The organism is Allobosea sp. (genome assembly GCF_035999205.1).
Classification (GTDB): domain Bacteria; phylum Pseudomonadota; class Alphaproteobacteria; order Rhizobiales; family Beijerinckiaceae; genus Allobosea.
On the sequence record NZ_DASYHA010000019.1, the window covers coordinates 241925 to 258058 of the forward strand.

General features: G+C 65.6%; 14 protein-coding genes. 7 read left to right on the forward strand and 7 right to left on the reverse strand.

Annotated elements, in window-relative coordinates:
* The first annotated feature begins 101 nt into the window (after positions 1–101).
* On the forward strand, positions 102–800 hold the full coding sequence (locus VGN82_RS09280; RefSeq protein ID WP_327526717.1) for a CDP-alcohol phosphatidyltransferase family protein: 699 nt from the start codon (positions 102–104) through the stop codon (positions 798–800).
* On the opposite strand, the gene VGN82_RS09285 is transcribed toward VGN82_RS09280, so the two are convergent.
* Positions 791–2533, reverse strand: coding sequence for a WcbI family polysaccharide biosynthesis putative acetyltransferase (locus VGN82_RS09285; protein WP_327526718.1), 1743 nt, complete (start codon positions 2531–2533; stop codon positions 791–793). The genes VGN82_RS09280 and VGN82_RS09285 overlap by 10 nt on opposite strands.
* Before the next feature lie 242 nt (positions 2534–2775).
* Between VGN82_RS09285 and VGN82_RS09290 the strand changes: the two genes are divergently transcribed.
* From VGN82_RS09290 to VGN82_RS09305, 4 genes are all read left to right on the forward strand, one after another.
* Positions 2776–4533: a fatty acyl-AMP ligase gene (locus VGN82_RS09290; RefSeq protein ID WP_327526719.1), complete on the forward strand. Its 1758-nt coding sequence runs from the start codon at positions 2776–2778 to the stop codon at positions 4531–4533.
* A gap of 69 nt (positions 4534–4602) precedes the next feature.
* Complete coding sequence (locus tag VGN82_RS09295) at positions 4603–4848, forward strand: acyl carrier protein (RefSeq protein WP_327526720.1); 246 nt, start codon at positions 4603–4605, stop codon at positions 4846–4848.
* A 154-nt stretch (positions 4849–5002) separates the two neighbouring features.
* Positions 5003–5899: a metal-dependent hydrolase gene (locus tag VGN82_RS09300; protein ID WP_327526721.1), complete on the forward strand. Its 897-nt coding sequence runs from the start codon at positions 5003–5005 to the stop codon at positions 5897–5899.
* A gap of 7 nt (positions 5900–5906) precedes the next feature.
* Positions 5907–6728, forward strand: coding sequence for a class I SAM-dependent methyltransferase (locus tag VGN82_RS09305; protein WP_327526722.1), 822 nt, complete (start codon positions 5907–5909; stop codon positions 6726–6728).
* Positions 6729–6742: 14 nt separating this feature from the next.
* Here the strand turns inward: VGN82_RS09305 and VGN82_RS09310 are convergent, their stop codons facing one another.
* The 6 genes from VGN82_RS09310 to VGN82_RS09335 form a co-directional block, all read right to left on the reverse strand.
* Complete coding sequence (locus VGN82_RS09310) at positions 6743–7510, reverse strand: sterol desaturase family protein (RefSeq protein ID WP_327526723.1); 768 nt, start codon at positions 7508–7510, stop codon at positions 6743–6745.
* A 126-nt stretch (positions 7511–7636) separates the two neighbouring features.
* Entirely contained in the window at positions 7637–8536 is a 900-nt protein-coding gene (locus tag VGN82_RS09315) for an FkbM family methyltransferase (RefSeq protein ID WP_327526724.1), read from the reverse strand.
* Positions 8537–8577: 41 nt separating this feature from the next.
* Positions 8578–10482, reverse strand: a complete 1905-nt coding sequence (gene cysC, locus VGN82_RS09320) for an adenylyl-sulfate kinase (protein WP_327526725.1) — start codon at positions 10480–10482, stop codon at positions 8578–8580.
* The gene (gene cysD / locus VGN82_RS09325; protein WP_327526726.1) at positions 10479–11372 is read right to left on the reverse strand and encodes a sulfate adenylyltransferase subunit CysD; all 894 of its coding nucleotides are present in this window, start codon (positions 11370–11372) and stop codon (positions 10479–10481) included. The genes cysC and cysD overlap by 4 nt, the downstream gene beginning before the upstream one ends.
* 36 nt (positions 11373–11408) lie before the next feature.
* A complete protein-coding gene (locus tag VGN82_RS09330; protein ID WP_327526963.1) occupies positions 11409–12533 on the reverse strand; it encodes a polysaccharide biosynthesis/export family protein in 1125 nt (374 codons plus the stop codon).
* 264 nt (positions 12534–12797) lie between these two features.
* Entirely contained in the window at positions 12798–14054 is a 1257-nt protein-coding gene (locus tag VGN82_RS09335) for a KpsE/RkpR family capsule polysaccharide export protein (protein ID WP_327526727.1), read from the reverse strand.
* 146 nt (positions 14055–14200) lie between these two features.
* On the opposite strand from VGN82_RS09335, the gene VGN82_RS09340 reads away from it, so the two are divergent.
* Entirely contained in the window at positions 14201–15403 is a 1203-nt protein-coding gene (locus VGN82_RS09340; RefSeq protein ID WP_327526728.1) for a KpsE/RkpR family capsule polysaccharide export protein, read from the forward strand.
* Positions 15393–16115: an ABC transporter ATP-binding protein gene (locus tag VGN82_RS09345; RefSeq protein ID WP_327526729.1), complete on the forward strand. Its 723-nt coding sequence runs from the start codon at positions 15393–15395 to the stop codon at positions 16113–16115. Before VGN82_RS09340 ends, VGN82_RS09345 begins: the two co-directional genes overlap by 11 nt.
* Positions 16116–16134: the final 19 nt, after the last annotated feature.

Genomic DNA, 16134 nt, shown 5'->3' on the forward strand with positions numbered 1-16134 from the left:
GGTCCGGTGGAGCAAGTTCCGAACTGCCAACAGCGATACTTGCAACGGTCGGCACTCTCCGCGATAGCTGGCGCGATCTTCAGGACCGGGCGTTTGTCATCTTGATACGCATCAATAACAGTCTCGTCGGCGCTGTCGAGCGGAAGACGCTGGCTTGGCTGGTCAGGCGAGTTCCCGCATCGATCGGGCCCGATCATCTGACCGCGTTCGGCATTTTCGGCGCCGCCGTGACCCTGCTCGGATATGCCCTGACCGCCTTTTCGCCAGCCTTTCTCTGGCTTGCCTCGCTGGGGCTCGTCTTCCACTGGTTCGGTGATTCGCTCGACGGCAGCCTTGCGCGCTTCAGGAAGATCGAGCGGCCGAAATTCGGGTACTTCCTCGACCAGACGATCGACGTGATCGGCAACCTGCTGATCTGCATCGGGATGGGCCTGTCGGCCTATGTCCGGATGGATGTCGCGCTGCTGGCGCTGGCCGGCTACCACGCGCTGTCGATCTACGCGTTGGTGAAGGCGTGCGTCTCGGGCGAATTCAACGTTTCGCTGGCCGGGTGGGGCCCGACCGAGATGCGGCTGCTCATCATTCTGATGAACACGACGATCTTCTTCTTCGGCGCTCCGGAGTTCGCTGTCTTCGGCGTCGCGCTGACCTGGTGCGACATCACCATCATCCTGATGGCGATCGGCTTTTTCACCCTCTTCGTGAGCCTGCTCGCGAGCTACGCTTCGGAACTGGCTCGCGAGGAGCGGCCCGGCCGGAAGGAGCCGGACATGGGGCGCGGGGCGGCACCTCAGCCGTAGTAAGTGATGTATTTCAGAAAGTACTCCTCCCAGGTCACCCATTCGCCGCGAACGAGGTATTTCCGGCCGGCATGGGCCCAGCGGATGCCGAGCGATTCGGCGACCTTGGGATGGATCGGCACCTGAAGTCGCTTCAACGAGTTCAGTGAGCCGGGAAGCCAGAAATTCAGCGAGAGGCCGAGCTCCTTCGAGATCTGTTTGACCATCATCTTCATGATGCGGCCGTTCGGATGCGCCGTCGTGTAGAAGGTCTGCCGCGACCTGAAGTTTTCGAGGATGTAGGCGCCCATGCCGGCGGGGAATTTCTTGTCCATCTCTTCGAGACGCATCTGCTCGAACCGATGCAGCCGCTTGAAATCGATGATTCGCTCGACCTGCAGGGACTCATAGGCCCTGAAGCGGCGCTCCTGATCCGGAATTTCCTTGCGCAGCCGCGCCAGCAGCCCGTCGAAATAGGTGAACTCGAAATTCGGCAGGTCGCGGTTGCGGGCGAGCTTGTCGTCCGGGCCGTTGAAGGCGTCGAAGGGCCATGGCGAGGCGAAGCGCACGCAAGGGTAGCGCAAGGTCGGCATGTCGTTGGGGACATGCGCGCGGAGCGGATACTGCTCCCATTCCTTGATGTCCTGGACGAGCATGAGATCGCACTCTTCCAGGTCGCGCCTGCCCTGCTCGTGCAGATTGGCCGGCAGTTCCATGTAGTGGTGCTTGACCGAGAAATGGCGCGAGAAGCCGGAATGGTAGCGCAGCGCCTCGGCGAGCAGATTGCCCTGGCAATTGCCGAAGATGAGGATCCGTTTCCTCGCCGATGCGCCTGCCGCAGGCCGCGCTGCCGGGGCCGAGACAGTGGCATCGGCGGATATCCGGCGCAGATCCAGCGCCCGCAGCACGATGTCCGCATTGCGGAAATGGCGCAGCCGGATGTCGATGGTCCGTGGCACCCCGACATCGAGGCTCAGGTCACGGGGCACGCTGAACTCGCATGAGACGGTGCCAGTCGCGAGGTCTGCGCCAGTGAAGCGCCCGGTGCCGAGCGGCGTGCCGTCGCGCGTCGCGACGGACAGTTCGAGAGCGGCCTCCGACATCCGCTTGGCGCTTCGGAGCTCGCAGCTGATCTCCGCCCGGAAAGTCCCCGCCGGCAGCCGCAGGATGGCGGAGCTTCGGCCGAGTTTGGCCCGCGTGACCGAGTGGGGCGTGATCCGTACCGGTCCTGGAAGGGGCAGCGTGCGAAGTCGCCCCAGCATGCGCCAGTCGCGGAGCTCGGGCGCGGTTTCGTGCGCCTCGTCGCCTGCGCCCTTGCGATGCAGCGTCACCTCGACCATCGTCAGCAGGGCGTTGCCGAAATGCGTGAAGCGGAACTCGAAAGGCGCATCGGCGCCGCTCTCGATGCTGAGGTCTTCCGGCACGTCGAAGGCGAGGCTCTGCTCGCCGCCGAGGTCGGCCGCGGTGTAGTCGCGCCAGGCCCTCAGCATCCGGTTCTGCGCGATGATCTCGAGGCCCATCACCGGGTGGTCGGCCTGCAGGGGCATGCGCACGCGGCAGCGGAAGGAAACGCGATAGCGCCCTTTCTCGAGACGCAGGAACGGGCCGTAGAGAAACGCCTGCGCCGGCACCAGCAGGATGACCGATACGGAACCGTCGGCCCAACGGCGGGCCGGCTCGCGCACTTCCATGATCGGCATGAGCGCACGGGGATAACCGTCCGCGGGCGGTGCCAGATCTGTCTGAATCGTCACGGCCGCCGTTGCAGCTGAAGCACTCATCCTCGATTCCACCGCTTCGGATCCCGCGAGCGCCCGTTCCCTACCATCATTCGCAACGGCAGGCAGCGGGCGGTCGAAGCCCGTTCGGGATTGATCCCGATCGAAGCCTCGCTCATACGGATCATCATCTTTAATCAAACCGCCAGCGGAAACCTTGCGGCATCCGCTTCCTCGTTATCCTGTCGTTGCTGAAGCCTGCCTATAGATCGATCCCGATGAACCATTTTTCATCACTGGCGGAGGTGTTGCGGCATCAGGCCTCGCACCGGCCGCGTGTCGCAGCCGTGACGGTCTATTCCGACCGCCCGGGTGAGCGGCCACAGCTGAGCTTTGCCGAGCTCTACGCACAGGCTGCCGATCTCGCTGGCCAGCTCGTGGAGCAGACCGCGCCCGGCGATCGCGCCTTGCTGATCTTCCCGTCCTGCCTCGAATTCGTCGTCGCCTATTTCGCCTGTCTGATGGCCGGCGTGGTCGCGGTGCCGATGATGCCGCCGCGCCGCAACGCCAACTACGATGCCAGCGCCGCGATCATCGCGGACTGCGCGCCACGGCTGGCGCTGAGTCCGGCGTCGGACCCCGACCCGCGTGGCATCCTGCGCGAGCGCCTGGCCGAGCACGGCATCCGCCACTGGCCGGTCGCGCTGACGGCGGATCCCGGCGGGAGCGACTCCTTCCGGACGAATCCGTCGGGGCTCGCCTTCCTGCAATACACTTCGGGCTCGACCTCCTCGCCCAAGGGCGTGATGGTCAGCCACCGCAACCTGCTCGACAATCTCGACATGATGCGCGACCGCCTCGGGAACCACACCGATTCCGCGCATGTGAGCTGGATTCCGCTCTATCACGACCTCGGTCTCATCATGAACCTGCTGCAGCCGATCTATATCGGCGCGCCCTGTGTCCTGATGACGCCATCTGGCTTCATGCACCGCCCGCTCAACTGGCTCAAAGCCATCCACGAGCATCGCGCCGAGGTCGCGGCCGCGCCGAACTTCGCCTTTGATCTCTGTGTCGACCGATTCCGGCCTGAGCAGATGGAGGGCATCGACCTCAGCGGCTGGAAGATCGCGCTCAACGGTGCCGAGCCGGTGCGCGCCGCGACACTCGAACGCTTCAGCGCGACGTTCGCGGCCTATGGCTTCTCGCCCGGTGCGATGCGCCCGGCCTATGGCCTCGCCGAGGCGACGCTGCTGGTTACCGCGGCGAAGCGCGGAGTTGTGCCTCGCATGCGGGAGGTCAGTGCCGCCGCGCTCAAGGCCGCGCGCGTCGCGCCGCCCGACGATGCCGACGACGCCGTCCGGATTGCCAGCTGCGGCTCGGCGATGAAGGGCCTGTCGATCGCCGTCGTGGATCCCGAAACCGGCAGGCCGTTGCCCGCCGGAGAGATCGGCGAGATCTGGATCCAGGCCTCCAGCGCGGCGGGGGGCTATTGGCGGCGTCCCGAGGAGAGCGAGGCGACGTTCCGTGCACGCCTGCAGCCCGCGGGGCAGGCCGGGGCGGATACGGGCACATGGCTGCGGACGGGCGATCTCGGCCATCTCGATGCGGACGGAGAGCTCTATATCGTCGGCCGCATCAAGGACGTCATGATCGTTCGCGGCGTCAACCATTACCCGCAGGATATCGAGGAGACGGTGGCCGCCAGTCATCCCTCCCTGAGGCGCGACCATGGCGCTGCCTTCACCGTCGCCGGCGAGGACGGAATCGAGCGCATCGTCGTCGTGCAGGAGATCGAGCGCACGCATCGCCATTCGGCGTCGGAGGCCGAACTGGCTTCGGCCATCCAGGCCGCGGTCGTCAACAATCACGACGTCGCCCTGCACAAGATCGTCCTGATCCGTACCGGTACCCTGCCGAAGACGACGAGCGGGAAGGTTCAGCGGAGTCTGACACGGCGACGCTGGCTGGACGGTACGCTCGAACCGGCCATGTCAGCCGCCTCCGGCACGGAGCCGTCGACCGCTCCCGCTTGACGGGGCGGGGATCGGCACGGCAAGCCCAAGCCACCGCCCAATGGCACCGCTCAAACGCGACAGGACATCATGCCGCCCGTTACCGATATCGAGAGCTTCTGCAGGTCACGGCTGGCGGGCATGCTGGACATCGACCCGGCCGGCATCGAGTCCGCGACGACCTTCGCGAGTCTCGGGCTGGATTCTGCGGCCGCCGTTCATTTCGTTCTGGAAGTCGAGCAGGAATACGGGGTCGAGCTCTATCCCGGCGTGACGCAGGATTACCCGAGTGTGATCCGGTTTGCCGAGTATCTGACCACATTAAAGCAAGTCTAATCTCGTTGGTCCCTGATGTAGCGCCGGTGCATCAAGGGTGATTTGCTTGCGGTTTCTGGGCTGCTCGACCTCGACGCCAACGGGCATTGGCGATAGTGAGTTCATCCGCCGGCGCATCGACGTGGCATTTGGATTGCGGGATGGATGAGCGCTGATGGCAAACGCTTCGCATGCGGCCGGTAGCCAGCACATGGGCAATGCCGAGGATATCATCCCGCGCGACATCCGGTTCGGCATTCTGGAGAACGCCCAGCGCCACTGGCTCGAAGACGACATCATCAAAACGATCCTGATCGACGGCCTGTCGATCTTCCTGCCCGAGGGCGAGCGCTTCTTCATTCGCTCGCTGAAGCATTACGGCCCCAAGCTGCAGGACAAGGAACTCGCGGCCGAGATCAACGGCTACTCGGTGCAGGAGGCCTATCACACCCGCGAGCACGAGGAGTACAACCGCGCGCTGATGAAACTCGGCTACGACGTCGAGAAGATGGAGGCGCCGATCCGCCAGGGCTTCGAGATCGTCAAGAACCCGCTGCACCGGTTGTCGATCACCTGCGCGATCGAGCACATGACGGCGACGCTGTCGACGCTGACCCTGCGCCATCCGGAACTGCTGGAAAAGGCCGCGCCGGCCTATCGGCGCCTGTGGATGTGGCACGCGCTCGAGGAGCTCGAGCACAAGGCGGTGGCTCTCGACGTCCTCAAGGCGGCGACGCCCGGCATGTCGAGCTGGAAGCGCTACTTCGTGCGCGTCCTGGGCATGAACGGAACGCTGTTCCCGTTCCTCGTGCTGTTCCTGCGCAATGTCCCGATCTACGCCAAGGCCGATGGGGTGAAGACCGGCCTTCGCTTCTGGCTGCGCTTCTTCTGGGTGACGATGGTCTATCCGGGCTATTGGCGGCGCTGCCTGCCCAACACGCTCCGCTACTACCTTCCCGGTTTCGACCCCCGCAACAGCGACGACCAGGAGCTGATGCGCAAGGGTCGCGACTGGCTGGCCGCCAACCTGCCTCCGGGGTCGGAGAAGCCCGTGCCCAAGGCGGGCGCGTAACGCAGCCATGGCAAGCCAGGCCTTCACCAGCCTGCTGGAGGCGATCGAGCGCGGCGCTTTTCCCCGAACGCGCAAATGGCTCTGGCGCGGCCTCTATGGGATGCTCTCGCGCGGCTGGCGCGACGAGGACTGGCGCTTCATGAACTACGGCTTCCTGCCGGCGGGCGAGGGCGTTGCTCTTGCGGAGGCTGACGAGGTCGATCGCCCCTTCATCGGGCTCTACGCGCAGGCGGTGGCCGGGTTGCCGGTCGAGGACGCGCGGGTGCTCGAAGTCGGATCAGGGCGGGGCGGAGGAGCCCGCTACATCGCGCGCTACCATGGCCCCGCTTCGGTGACAGGGGTCGATTATTCACCGGCGACCGTGCGACTGGCTCGCAGGCTCAATGCGGACACCGGGATTCTGACCTTCGAGACCGGCGATGCCGAAAAGCTGCCCTTCGCGGATGGTTCGTTCGACATCGTGGTCAATATCGAATCCTCGCACTGCTATGGCGACGTGCCGGCCTTCGCCCGCGAGGTCGCGCGGGTGCTGGCGCCGGGCGGCTGGTTCAGCTTCGCCGACATGCGCGGCAAGTCCGCGCTCGACCAGATGCGGCAGCAGCTGGCGGTTCCGGGGCTGGTCCTGCGCAGCGAGAGCGAACTGTCGCAGGGCGTGATCGCCGCCCTCGACGCGGCGGAAGCCCGGAAGCGGGCGCGTCTGGCGAAGATCCGGTTCATGCGCGGCTTCGTCACCGAATTCGCCGGCGCCAAGGGATCGGTTCTCTACCGCGAACTCTCCGAGGGCGGCGTCGTCTACATCGCGCAGCGCTATCAGAAGGCGGCCGGCTGAATACGAGGGCCGATCTAGCTGCGCTCGTTCGATGCGGTATCGGTGCTGACCTGCTCGGACGTCTCGAAGCTCTTGAGCGTGTTGTCGTAGCGCGGGTGCAGCGTGCCCATCCAGCGGTCCCAGAGCGAGAAGGTGTGGCCGTAGTTGAACCTGAAATGGCCGTGATGCTGGTCGTGGAAGACGGTGCTGGCCAGCGGCCAGGGGGTTCGCCCGGCCGGTGACGCGAAATGCTCGAAGCCGGCATGACCCAGCATGCCGCTGATCTGGTCGTAGAATTTCTGCAGCACCAGCATCTGCCACGGTATCGGCAGGACGAAGACGATGATGGCGTAATAGGCCTGGTTCAGCAGCGCCTCGACGAAGCTCTCGTGATGATTGCTCCACACGGTCGGCGCCACGCTCTTATGATGCAGTGCGTGGAAGCGGTAGAAAGCCGGGCTGTGAAGCAGTCTGTGCACCCAGTAGAACCAGGCATCGTAGAGGACGACCGATACCAGAAGCGTCAAAGGCCCGGACCACCAGCCGAGTTCGAGCGGCCTGAGCGTCCAGCCCTGGCGCTGTGCGAAGAGGCCGAAGGCGAAGCAGGCCGACAGGGTCAGGATCGAAACCGGTGCCTGCCGCAGCTCCTGCCATTTGCGGCGGTTGACGCGGTCCTTCTGGATGCGTCGTTCCGGGTGCCGCGCATTCATGATCTCGAAAAAGAGGCCGGTCAGCAGCATCACCGCGACGACGGCGCCGACGACGAGGCCGAAGAGGCGAAGGAAATCGATCAGAAGCGCCACGGTCCGAACCCACCTTCGATCGCAGGCCGGTTCGACAGCCGGCAGAAACCACAGACAGATGATTGATGGCGCTTCCCGAGCACGCAAGGGCGGTCATGGGAAACGCCGATCGCGAGGCGGCCACCGTCAGACGGAAGCGGCGCCGTCGAGATAAAGCAGGCGATCCTCGTGATTGGTCGGATCGAGCAGATCGGCATCCGAAACGGGGGTCACCAACGCATCGAAGCCCAGGCACTGCAGAGCGGGATAGGACGCGCGCAGCAGTGCGAGCAATTCGCCGGGATGGCGGCAGCGGCCGGGGTTGAATTCCAGGATGATGCGCGGTCGCCAGCGGGAAATGGTCTCGCTCAGGCCGAGCACGATATCCTCTTCCGCGCCTTCCGCATCGATCTTGAGGAAATCGACGCGAGGGAAGTCGGCGAGGAGCGCGTCGAGGCTATGGATCGGAACGGATACGCGCGAGGCTTCGTCGCCGCCCGCGCCGCCACCGACCAGGGTCGCGTTCTTGGGCTCTCCAGGCGGGACCAGCAGGCGCCCTTCGCCTTCGCCGGAACCGGCGGCGGCGGCCACCACCGTGGTGCGGCTCGTGAACCCGTTGAGATCGAGCGTTCGCTGCAGCATCTCGACGACGGGGGGATTGGGCTCGACCGCGAGCAAGCGGCCGCTCGGTCCGATCAGATCGGCCATCAGCAGCGAATAATAGCCGAAATTGGCTCCGACATCGGCCACATGCATCCCCGGCGCGATCAGACGGGCGATGAACTGCGTCAGCCAGATCTCCCAATAGCCGTCGAGCATGACATGCGCGGCGAAGCCCCGGTCCCGGGTATCGAGATAGGCCTTGTAGCGTCCCAGGATACGCGACAGCACGGTGTGGTCGCCGAGGTAAAGCGCCTGCGTCGCAGCGCGGGAAATGCATTCTGTACGATAGCGGTCAGGGCCGCGCAGCTCGTCGAGCGACAGGATGGATCCCGGTGCAATCGGCGGCGGCAACAGCGGCGGTGCCGGCATATGCGCGTTGTTCATCGACGTGTCACTCCGGCGCGCGGACCGTTCGGGAACGGGCATCAGGTGGCGATCCCCAGTTCCGCCAGAAGCCGCATGACGCGGCCGGCGAGTTCGTCGGCCCCGTCGCCGCTGCTGTCAAGGTGAAGGTCGGGATCGGCCGGTATTTCGTAGGTCGAATCGATGCCGGTGAAGTTCCGGATCTCGCCGCGACGGGCTTTCGCATAGAGGCCCTTGGGATCGCGCTGCTCGCAGACCTCGATCGGCGCATCGACGAAGATCTCCAGGAAGGGAGTACCGGCGAGTCGCTCGCGCACCATGGCCCGGTCGGCGGCAAAGGGCGAGATGAAGCTGCACAGGACGATCAGCCCGGCATCGACCATCAGCCGCGCGACCTCGGCGGCGCGGCGCAGGTTCTCGACCCGATCGGCCTCGGTGAAGCCAAGGTCGCGGTTGAGCCCGAGGCGAACATTGTCGCCGTCGAGCAGCATCGTCAGCTTGCGCTGCGCGTGCAGCTTGCGCTCGAGCGCGTCGGCGATCGTCGACTTGCCCGAGCCGGACAGACCTGTGAACCAGACCACTGCACCCTTCTGCCCGAGCAGGCCTTCGCGCGCCTGCCGGTCGACCGTCAGGCCCTGCGCGTGCAGGTTGCTCCCGCGGTCGAGGGCGTTGCGGATCATCCCGGCCGCGACTGTGTCGCCGCTCGCCCTGTCGATCAGCAGGAAGCCGCCCGTTGCCGGGCATTTCGCGAAGTTGTCGAAGGCGATCGTGCCCGGGGTCGCCAGATGGCAGATCGCGATCTCGTCACGCTCGATCTCATCCGCTGCCACGCGCAGGCCGCTGACGATGTCGAGCCGGCCGCGGATCGCGGTAACGGTGACCGGGCTCGTAAAGGCGCCGAGGCGCATCTCGTAGTCGCGGCCGGCGAGCAGCGGGCGCCCGCCGAACCAGACGACATGCGCCGAGAACTGGTTGGCGAGAGCAGGTGTGTCCGTCGCCGCATGCAGCAGGTCGCCGCGCCCGATATCGGTTTCCGGAGCCAGCGTCAGGGCCACGGCCATGCCGGCGTGAGCGCGCTCGATCGGACCTCCGACGCCGAACAACCGCTGGACGGTGGCCGCCCTGCCGCTCGGTGCCACCCTGATCGCATCGCCTGCCGCGAGCGTTCCCGCCGCGATGCTGCCGGTGTAGAGCCGTTCGCCTTCCGATGTGCGCAAGACCCCCTGGATCGGCAGGCGCAGGCCCGAGAGGTCCCGCTCGCGGGATATCTCGATGCGCTCGAGATGCTCCAGCAGGCTGGGGCCGTCGTACCAGGGCATCGACGAGCCGGCCGTGACGACATTGTCGCCGAGCCGTGCCGAAATCGGGATCGCGGCGACGTCGAGATCGAAATGCTTCGCGACCGGTGCGAAGCCGTCCGCAATGCGGTTCAGGCGCTCTTCCGCAAAACCGACGCTATCCATCTTGTTGACGGCCAGCACGACGTGGCGAATGCCGAGAATGCTGCAGATGGCGGCGTGCCTGAAGGTCTGGTTCTGCAGCCCGCGCCCTGCGTCAACCAGGATGATCCCGAGTTCGCATTGCGAGGCGCCGGTCGCCATGTTGGCGGTGTACTGCTCATGGCCAGGCGTATCGGCAATGATGAAGTCGCGGCGCGGCGTCGAGAGGTAGCGATAGGCCACGTCGATGGTGATGTTGCGCTCGCGTTCGGCTTCCAGCCCATCAGTCAGGAGAGCGTAATCGATCTGTCCGCCCGCGGCGCCGTAGCGACGAGAGTCGGCTTCGAGCGCAGCGAGCTGGTCGTCGGGCACGGCGCCCGCCTCGAACAGCAGACGGCCGATCAGCGTGGACTTGCCATCGTCCACGGCGCCGCAAGCGAGGATACGCAGGGCCGCGGGCCTAGACGCCGGCTCAGCCTGTTCGCAGGCGCCGAAGACCGAGGCATAGGCTGCCGAAACGGGATTCAAAAATAACCCTCTCGCTTCTTCGCTTCCATCGAGGCGGCACCTGCGCCGTCGATCAGGCGGCCATGTCGCTCCGAGGTCGTCGTTGCCTCCAGTTCGGCGACGATCTCCCCGATGCTGGCCGCTTCCGATTCGACCGCTCCGCAGAGGGGATAGCATCCAAGCGAGCGGAAGCGCACCGAACGCATCTCCGGGATCTCGCCCGGTCGCAGCGGGAAGCGTTCGTCATCCGTGACGACCAGCGCGCCGTCGCGCCGCACGACGGGTCTAGGCGAGGCGAGATAAAGCGGCACGGTCGGGATGCCTTCCGCCAGCGTGTAGCGCCAGACGTCGCGTTCGCTCCAGTTGGACAGGGGGAACACCCGCATCGTTTCGCCCGGGCGCATATGCGGATTGACCACGCGCCAGAATTCCGGTCGCTGGCTGCGCGGCTCCCAGCCATGCTGGGCGCTGCGCAGCGAGACCATCCTCTCCTTGGCGCGGCTTTTCTCCTCATCCCGCCGCGCCCCCCCGATCGCGGCGTCGTAGCCGCCTTGCGCGAGCGCCTGCTTCAGCGCTTCGGTCTTCATGACGCGGGTATAGGTGGTGGCATCGGCCGAGAACGGCGTGACGCCCTGGGCAACCCCGTCGCGATTGACGTGCACGCTCAGATCGAAACCCAGCGCACCGGCGAGGCGATCGCGAAAGGCGATCATCTCGCGGAACTTCCAGGTCGTATCGATGTGAAGCAGGGGAAAGGGCGGCCTGGCGGGCCAGAAGGCCTTGGCCGCGAGATGGGCGAGGACCGTCGAGTCCTTGCCGATCGAATAGAGCATGACCGGGCGCCGGAAGAGTGAAGCCGTCTCCCGCAGCAGGAAGATCGCTTCCTCTTCAAGCCTCCTGAGCTGGTTCACTCTGCTGTTCGCCCTCGCTGGCCGGTCAGGCGATCGTCACTTGAAGCCGGCGGCGACGGAGGCGCCCTGAACCACGGGCGACGTCAGGCTCTGGAAGACGGAGAAGGCCTTCTGGACTTCCGTCAGCGGAGCATTCGAAACGTAGAGAATGTCGCCGCGCTGCATCCGCAGGCCCTGCGCCACGAACATCCCCATCGGATCGCGCAGATTCACGCGATAGACCACCGGGACCGAGCGACCGGCACCGAGGAGAGGGCTGTTGGGCTTGATCCGCCGGAGTACCTCGGCGCTCTCGAAGCGATAGAGGAACACGCCCTCCGGGTCCGCCCGGAAATCGAGCAGGCCGCCGGCCTTGGCGACGGCCTGAGCCAGGTTCATCGCATCGGCGTTGAAGGGAATCTCGGTGTTGATCCCGGTGGCGCCGGCAGCGATGAAGGTGCGCGGGTTGCGCACCAGCGTCAGCGTGTCGCCGCCACGCAGGTAGATGTTCTCGGCCGGATTGTTGACGATGGTGATCATCGGCACTGCGAGCGTGCGCGAGCCGCGCGTCAGGCGCACCTCGGTCTCGTTGACCGGCGCGCGGATCCCGCCGGCCGCGGCGATGACCTCAAGGATCCGGTCGCCCTTGTTGGACAAGGGGATGCGTCCGCCCGAAGCCACTTCGCCGGTGACGGCGACGGTGCTGCTGATCGGGCGGCTGATCGTCACCAGGATCTGGGGCTGGATCGCCTTTCCGGCCAGCCGCTCTTCGAGGATCGTCTGAACCTGCGCGGCCGTCTTGCCGGCGACGTTGACCCGGCCCGCATAGGGCACGCTGATGGTGCCGTCGCGGGCGACCGCCTGTTCCGGGATCGTCGCCGTGCGCGATCCCGGCGAGAAGCGATCGGTGGTCAGGGGCGCCGAGAACAGGCCGCCGGCTCCTGCCTCCCAGATCGTCACGGCAACGAAGTCGCCGATGCCGATTCGCGATTCGGTCGCGCCGCTGTGGTCGCCGAAGCTGCCGTTGAAGCTGTCGGTCGCGCGGCTGTTGAGCGCAGCCAGCGACGACGCCGACAGATCCACCAATTCGAAGCCGAAATCCTGGTTGGAGGCCGGCTGGGCGACGATATCGGAAGTCGATGGACCGCTAGCCGGAAGAGTGGAGCAGCCCGCCAAGACCATGGCGGAAAAAATAGCGGCAAGGCCTACGCGCACCGATCCAGTCTCCTCAGGCCTCAGCCAACTATCATCGATCGCCCCGTTTGAACACGGAGCCTGCATGCTTCTGCTCATTCGCCGCGGAAGTGTGGACTTCGCGCATCGCTGATCGGTTACGCGAGGCGCGACTTCGGCAAATATGATTACTAAAATGGCAAGGATCGCCGTTTGAACTCTGCGTCAGGCAGCTTCTTCGCTGCGGCAGCCGTGGCGGCAGGGGGCCGCGGCCTACTTTCCCTTGATCTTGTGCTCGCGTACGCCGGCCAGAATCAGCCATCCGACGAAGAAGAGCACGAGGCTCCCGCCGAAGGTCATGACGACGCTGCGCACCCGCAGCGGCTGTTCGGCATAATCGGGAATGTGCGGCTCCACGACGCGTTCGAGATAAAGCTGCTGGCGCCGCGCCTCGTTGCGCGCCATTTCGAGGCTGGTCACTGCCGAAGCGAGTGCCTTGACCGCGAATTCGCGCTGCAGAGTCAGCCGCTCATAGCCGGCGATCTTGTCGGCGAGCCCGTCCGAGGCGGTCGAGACGCGCTGCTTCTCCAGATTGATCTGGGCGTCCAGCGCGGCGATTCGCCGTTGCAGGCCGGGAATTTGCGGCGAGTTCGGCGACGAGGCCTGGACCTCCCTGAGCTGCGCCGTCACCGCTGCCAGCTCTGCCGAAAGGCGCCCGATCAGTTCCGCGACGATCAGCGAGCTCTTCGACGGGTCGAGCATCAGCTCGCGGTTCCGAAACTCGGTGATCGCGACCTGGGTCTCGACCAGCCGTTCTTCGCCGCGCTTGACCTCGGCTTCGGAGAAGCGGATCGCGTCGGCCCGGATGCGTTCGTTCATGCGGTTGACGAGCGCTTCACCCAGGTCGAGCAGCGTCTTGTTGATCTTGATGGCGTCGTCGGCAAGGAAGGTTTCCACCTTCAGCGTCGTCAGGCCGGTGGCTGCGCCGTGAACGACGCTGACACGCGTCTTGTAGTACTGGAACAGCTCCTCCTCGCTCGGCCCGTACAAGAGGTTCGGGTAACGCGCGATGAAATCGGCGCCCGGCCTGTCGAAGATCTGCCGCAGCGGCAAGGTCTGGGAGAGGGCTGCGACGGCGTCGCGCGACTGCAGATATTCCTGCACCGAGTAGCTGTCGTCCTGGGAACGCGAGACGCCGACGATCTGCAGCAGGCTTCCCAGTCCGCCGGCGAGGGGCGATTTGGCCGAGCGCACGACAAAGGTCGATTCCGAAACGAACCGATCGGATGCAATCAGGCCGAAATAGGCCGCCGACAGCGCCGTCGGCAGCAGCACGAGAAGCATGAACGCCAGTTTGGTCCGGCTCAGCCGAACTGGTGGCGCATGGAAGCGCGCCTCGGAGGCCGGATCCCCGACGTTGCCGCCCTCACCGCCGGGAACCAGCGGGCCGAAGCGTTTGGATGCAGGCGGTCGGCCCGAATGAGCCATCGGTCGCAGGCGCCGGGAAATCTTCTCGATGCGGTCCCTCATGCCGGCACCGTCTCGCCCTGCCGGGGCCGCGGAGCCGAGCTCATTGCATGCGTCTGTCCAGCACACTCGCGCTGCATCGGTTCGGCATTCCTATTCACAAGCCGGCCTGTTAGTTAGCATCGTCTCGTGGAGATCAGAAGTCACGGATGAACCAGGGCGCGACGCAGGATCAGGTCAGGGACTATGTCGAGCTCGTGCCGCTGCGCGCACGTGGCGCCGAACTGCACGTGCCGGCTGCGGATCCTCGCCCCGCCTGGCGGGTTTTCCTGGGCCGACATGCCCTGGTGCTGCTCACCTTCGTTTTGCCGTGCCTCGTCGGCGTGCTCTATTTCGGGCTCCTCACCGCCGATCGCTACACGTCGGAAGCGCAGTTCGTCGTGCGCAGCCCGAACAAGACCAGTGTCGATCAGCTTTCCAGCATGATCAAGAGCACGGGAACGGAGCGTGCCTCGGACGAAGCCGGCGCCGTGCACCAGTATGTCCGCTCGCGCGACGCCGTGGACCTGCTCGTGCGGCAGGCGGATCTGCGTGCGATCCTGTCGCGGCCCGAAGGTGACCCGTTCTGGCGCTTTCCGGGCTGGTTTTCGAGGGATCTTCGCGAGAAGCTCTTCGATCGCTACCTGAGCCTCATCTCGATCAAGCAGGACAGCGGCACCGGCATCAGCACGCTCGTCGTCCAGAGTTTCCGGCCAGAGGATTCGGTCAGGATGGCTCAGGTGCTGCTGGAAGGCTCCGAGGCGTTGATCAATCGCCTGAACGAGCGCTCGCGCCGCGATGCGATCAAGGCCGCCGAAGCGGAGGTCGAGGCTGCCAAGGAGCGCGCCTTCGAACGACGGGAAGAGCTGACCGCGTTCCGCACGCGCGCCGGTACCGTGGACCCGGCCAAGACCTCGCAGAGCCTGCTGGAGACGATCGGGAAACTCTCCTTCGAATCCGCGCAGGCCAATGCCCAGCTCGCGGAAGCGCAGCGCAGCGCGCCACAGGGGCCGCAGATCGCGAATCTGCGCAACCGTATCCAGGCGGTCGAGCAGCAGATCGTCGAGGAAAGGCGGCGGATCGGCGGATCCGCCCAGGCGCTGGCTCCGGTCATCGCTGATTACGAGCGCCTGGTGCTGGAACGCGAGTTCGCCGACCGCGTGCTCGCTTCGGCCCTGGCCTCGCTGGAGAATGCCCGCCTCGAATCGCAGCGCCAGCAGCTCTATCTCGAGCGGGTGGTCGAACCGCACGCAGCCGATTATCCGAGCCAGCCGAAGCGCCTCTTCTGGATCGGCATCGTCATGGTGCTCAGCTTCTCCACCTTCGTCATCCTGCGAGCGCTGATCAACAACGTCCGTGCCCATGAGCATTGACGGCGCAACATCGGCTTCGGACGGTTCGCTCTCGACCGCTGCGCCGGCGACGGACGCGGTTCGCGCCGTCCGTGCGATCGATGTCGTCAAGGAGTTCCATACCGAACACGGCCCGCGGCGGGTGCTGGACGGCATCTCGTTCAGCGTCGGCGTCGGCGAGCGAATGGCGATCCTCGGCCGCAACGGAGCCGGCAAATCAACCCTGATCAAGGTTCTGGCGGGGGTCGAGAAACCGACCCATGGCCAGATCCACCGCGGCCTGAACATGTCCTGGCCGCTGGCGCTGGGCGGCGGTTTCGAAGGTCAGATGACTGGCTACGACACCTGCCGCTTCATCGCGACGCTCTACGGCGCGCCGCTGAAGGAGACGGTCGAATACGTCGCCGATTTCACCGAGCTCGGCAGCCAGCTGTTCACCCAGGTGCGGTTCTATTCCGACGGCATGCGGGCGCGCCTCGCCTTCGCCCTGTCGCTCGCCATCGATTTCGAGTGCTACCTGATCGACGAGGTGATCCTCGTCGGCGACCGGCGCTTCCAGCAGCGCTGCCATGACGAGCTGCTGGTGAAGCGCAAGGACCGGGCCATGCTGATGGCCATCCATTCGATGGAGTTCGCAAGGGAATTCTGCTCGTCGGCGCTGGTGCTGAAGCAGGGCAGGGGGCGCGTCTTCTACGACCTCGACCTGGCCTGCTCGATCTATGCGACCTTGTGAGCCGTTTCGCGGCGCGCAC

Coding starts and splice junctions, on each gene's coding strand:
- VGN82_RS09315 (WP_327526724.1), bottom strand. CDS start 8,536: ATGAACAACGCGCATATGCCGGCACCGCCGCTGTTGCCGCCGCCGATT.
- VGN82_RS09335 (WP_327526727.1), bottom strand. CDS start 14,054: ATGAGGGACCGCATCGAGAAGATTTCCCGGCGCCTGCGACCGATGGCT.
- VGN82_RS09305 (WP_327526722.1), top strand. CDS start 5,907: ATGGCAAGCCAGGCCTTCACCAGCCTGCTGGAGGCGATCGAGCGCGGC.
- VGN82_RS09330 (WP_327526963.1), bottom strand. CDS start 12,533: ATGGTCTTGGCGGGCTGCTCCACTCTTCCGGCTAGCGGTCCATCGACT.
- VGN82_RS09290 (WP_327526719.1), top strand. CDS start 2,776: ATGAACCATTTTTCATCACTGGCGGAGGTGTTGCGGCATCAGGCCTCG.
- VGN82_RS09295 (WP_327526720.1), top strand. CDS start 4,603: ATGCCGCCCGTTACCGATATCGAGAGCTTCTGCAGGTCACGGCTGGCG.
- VGN82_RS09300 (WP_327526721.1), top strand. CDS start 5,003: ATGGCAAACGCTTCGCATGCGGCCGGTAGCCAGCACATGGGCAATGCC.
- VGN82_RS09340 (WP_327526728.1), top strand. CDS start 14,201: ATGAACCAGGGCGCGACGCAGGATCAGGTCAGGGACTATGTCGAGCTC.
- VGN82_RS09345 (WP_327526729.1), top strand. CDS start 15,393: ATGAGCATTGACGGCGCAACATCGGCTTCGGACGGTTCGCTCTCGACC.